General features: G+C 70.1%; 4 protein-coding genes. 3 read left to right on the top strand and 1 reads right to left on the bottom strand.

Translation table 11 applies throughout. From position 1 onward, the window contains the following. The 3 genes from meaB to rpmB all read left to right on the top strand — a co-directional run. The coding region (meaB, locus tag GBZ26_RS28355; protein ID WP_174441659.1) for a methylmalonyl Co-A mutase-associated GTPase MeaB at positions 1-849 on the top strand (849 nt) is incomplete at its 5' end. Positions 850-1045: 196 nt separating this feature from the next. After that, on the top strand, positions 1046-1894 hold the full coding sequence (locus GBZ26_RS30790) for a phasin family protein (protein ID WP_174441658.1): 849 nt from the start codon (positions 1046-1048) through the stop codon (positions 1892-1894). Between the two features lie 164 nt (positions 1895-2058). Further along, positions 2059-2361 (top strand): 50S ribosomal protein L28, encoded by a 303-nt coding sequence (gene rpmB, locus GBZ26_RS28345; RefSeq protein WP_014198082.1) that lies wholly within the window; start codon positions 2059-2061, stop codon positions 2359-2361. Positions 2362-2557: 196 nt separating this feature from the next. Here rpmB and GBZ26_RS28340 read toward each other — a convergent pair. Then, positions 2558-3327: hypothetical protein (locus GBZ26_RS28340; protein WP_247884937.1), on the bottom strand; the 770-nt coding region annotated here is incomplete at its 5' end.

Here is a 3327-nt window from a genome sequence, read left to right as displayed (position 1 = left end):
CGGCCCCACACCGGCAACTCGGTGCGGGTTGGCATTTCCGGCGTGCCGGGGGTGGGCAAGTCGACCTTCATCGAGGCGTTCGGGCAGCACGTCATCGCGCGGGGGCACAAGGTGGCGGTGCTGGCCATCGATCCGTCGTCGCAGCGCACCGGCGGCTCCATCCTGGGCGACAAGACCCGCATGGTGGACCTGTCGCGCGAGCCGAACGCCTTCATCCGCCCGTCGCCCGCCGGAGCCACGCTGGGCGGCGTGGCCCGCCGCACGCGCGAGGCCATGCTGATCTGCGAAGCGGCGGGCTTCGACGTGATCGTCGTGGAGACGGTGGGCGTCGGCCAGTCGGAGACGGCGGTGGCCGACATGGTCGACCTGTTCATGCTGCTGCTGCTGCCCGCCGGCGGCGACGAGCTTCAGGGCATCAAGAAAGGCATCGTGGAGCTTGCCGACCTCGTGGTCGTCAACAAGGCGGACGGCGACCTCGCCAACACGGCGCGGCATACCGTCGCGGACTACCGCCACGCCCTGACCCTGCTGCGCCACGGCGACTGGCGCGTGCCGGTGCTGAGCTGCTCGGCCATCACCAGGGTCGGCATCGATTCGGTGTGGGACACCATCGGGGAGCACAAGGCGGTCACCGAGGCGTCCGGAGTCCGCGCCGCGCGCCGCGCCGAGCAGGCCCGCGCCTGGCTGTGGAGCGAAATCCGCGAGACGCTGGTGGACGCCTTCAAGGCGCATCCCGCCGTGCGCGCCGACCTGTCCGCTCTGGAGTCCCGCGTGACCGGCGGCGCCGTCACCCCCACCGCCGCTGCACGCGTTTTGCTTGAAAAGTTCCTCGGGCGCGCGGTGGAGTAGGTCCTTTCGGGTATGCTGCACCGCAACATTTCTTGTTGCGCCGCGATTCTCCCGTGCATAAGGTGGCCTGGGCGGGAAAGGAGCGCCTCCGTGGCGCTTGGGCGAGAGGTTTGCCCGCAGTCTCCTGGGGTATGAGCCGGAGTTGACTTGTCCGACACCGCCTCCGCGTCGAGTCGTCAACGGGAGACCTTAGGACATGGCCGCCAACTTTCTGGATCTTTTCGAGCGCTTCAATCCCCTGACCAATGGGCCTCTCGCCCTGTCGCCGCTGGGCAAGGCGAACGCCGAGACCTACGCCGCCCGCGGCACGCGCGTCGCCGGCGTGATGCAGGACGGCTGCCGCCGCCTGCTCGACGGCGTCACCGCCGGCATCGGCGAGTCGACCCACCTCGCCGGCGAATTCGCCAAGGTGCGCAGCCCGGCGGACCTCGTCGCCGTGCAGCGCGAATGGGCGACCGTCGCCCAGGCCCGCGTCGTCAACCAGATGCAGACCGTCCTCGACGTCTCCTCGAAGATCGCCGCCGAACTGGGCGTCAGCCCGGTGGCCCTGTCGCCGGCCGCCCCGGCGCCCAAGGCCGCTCCGGTGTCCGCGCCGGCTCCCGCTCCGAAGGCGGAAGTCTCCAAGATCGCGGCCCCCAAGATCGAAGCTCCGAAGGCTGAGGAGAAGAAGGCCGAGGTGAAGGCTGAGCCGGCTCCCGCCCCGGCGCCGAAGAAGGCTCCGGCGGCCCGCAAGGCTCCGGCCAAGGCTGCCCCGAAGGCCGAGGCGCCCGCTCCGAAGGCGGAGCCGGTGAAGGCCGAAACGCCGAAGGTCGAGGCGGCTCCCGCCCCGGCGCCCAAGGCGGAAGCCCCGAAGGCCGAGCCGAAGGCGGACGTGAAGGCCGCTCCGAAGGTCGAGGAAAAGAAGGCGGAGGCCCCGAAGGTCGAAGCCCCCAAGGTCGAAGCCCCCAAGGCCGAGGCCGCCAAGGCGGACGCGCTGAAGCCGGAAGCGCCCAAGGCCGCCCCGAAGGCTGAGGAGAAGAAGGCCGCCGCTCCCGCCGCCGAGTGATTCCACCGGATCGCGGTCCCCGCCGGCCCGGGGACCGTCGATCGGCGCGCGCCCGTCTCTTCCTTCCTTGACGGGCGCGCGCTTGTTCGACTATAACGCCGCCTCCTTCGGGCGGTATGCTGCCCGGGACCGGGTTTCATTTGCTAAAATAAAGGATCACTCCGATGGCACGTCGGTGCTCCGTGACCGGCAAGGGCACGCAGTTTGGCAACAACGTCAGCCACGCCAACAACAAGACCCGCCGCCGTTTCCAGCCGAACCTGCAGGAAACCGCGCTGCTGAGCGACGCTCTGGGTCAGATGGTGCGCCTGCGTATCTCCACCAACGCGATCCGTTCGATCGAGCACAAGGGCGGCCTCGACGCCTTCCTGCTCGACGCGAAGGACGACGTCCTCAGCCTGGAAGCGCGCCGCCTGAAGCGCCGCATCGCCAAGGCCCAGGACAAGCAGCAGGCCGTCGCGGCCTGAGGCTGACCGCCTGGAAGCGCCGGAGCGCATCCAGGCGATTCTGGTGGCGTCACCGCGGAGCGGCAAACTCCGCGGCCGGGCGCTAAGCCCCACACCAGGACGACTCCGACTCTCGGTTGCACCGAACCCCGGTTGAGAGTGCCGCGCGCATCGCCGAAAGGCTTTGCGCGCGTTTTGTCGTGTCCGGACAACGAGTCTAGAACGATCGCTGCACGCCCAGCAGCAGGCGGTAGCGCGGCGAATCGGGGCCGAACCCGACGCCGACACCGGCTCCCACGGCGACGTCTTCGCCGACGAGATGCCGGACGCCGGCCTCCACGAAATTGTCGGCCTTGCCGCGCTCCTGCGACTGCTCGCGCACCACGTCGAAGGCCACGGCGGTGGCGGGACCGACCGGGGCGTTCATTCCGGCGGCCATGATGAAGCGGTTGTCGCGCTCGCCCGGCTCCGGATTGAAGAGATGCCGCCAGGACAGGTTGGCGTGCAGGCGCGGTGCCCCGGCGGCGGTGCCGAGCGGTTGGGTCAGGCGCCCGGTGATCCCGGCCTCGGTCGTCTTGCTCCCCGACCCGTAGGGGATGCTGACCAGCGGCTCCACCGACAGGCCCAGCCGGCCCTGCGACGGTTCGCGGATGTTGTATTCGGCGGACAGCTTGACGTCGCCCTGCTGCGCGTCGTCGGCGTTGCCGACGCGGTAGCCGGGATTGACCTTCAACGCCAGACCGTCGGCGACGCCGACCTGGAGTTCCGGGTCGAAGGACAGCCGGTTGCGCCCGCCGTCCCCCTTCAGCCGGTCGAAGAAGGCGCGGACCTTCACGTCGACGCTGCCCTTCTCGATGGCGGCGGCGTCCTCGACGGTGATCGGCAGCTCCGACGACAGAGCCATGCGCTCATCGTCCTGTGCGCGGGCGGTGCCTGCAAGAGCCAGCAGCCCGGCGGCGAGAGTGAGGCCCGCGAGGGCGGCGTGGC

Source organism: Azospirillum formosense (genome assembly GCF_013340925.1).
Taxonomy (GTDB): domain Bacteria; phylum Pseudomonadota; class Alphaproteobacteria; order Azospirillales; family Azospirillaceae; genus Azospirillum; species Azospirillum formosense.
The sequence above is the reverse complement of the archived record's forward strand: the minus strand, read 5'-3'. Positions and strand labels throughout refer to the sequence as shown.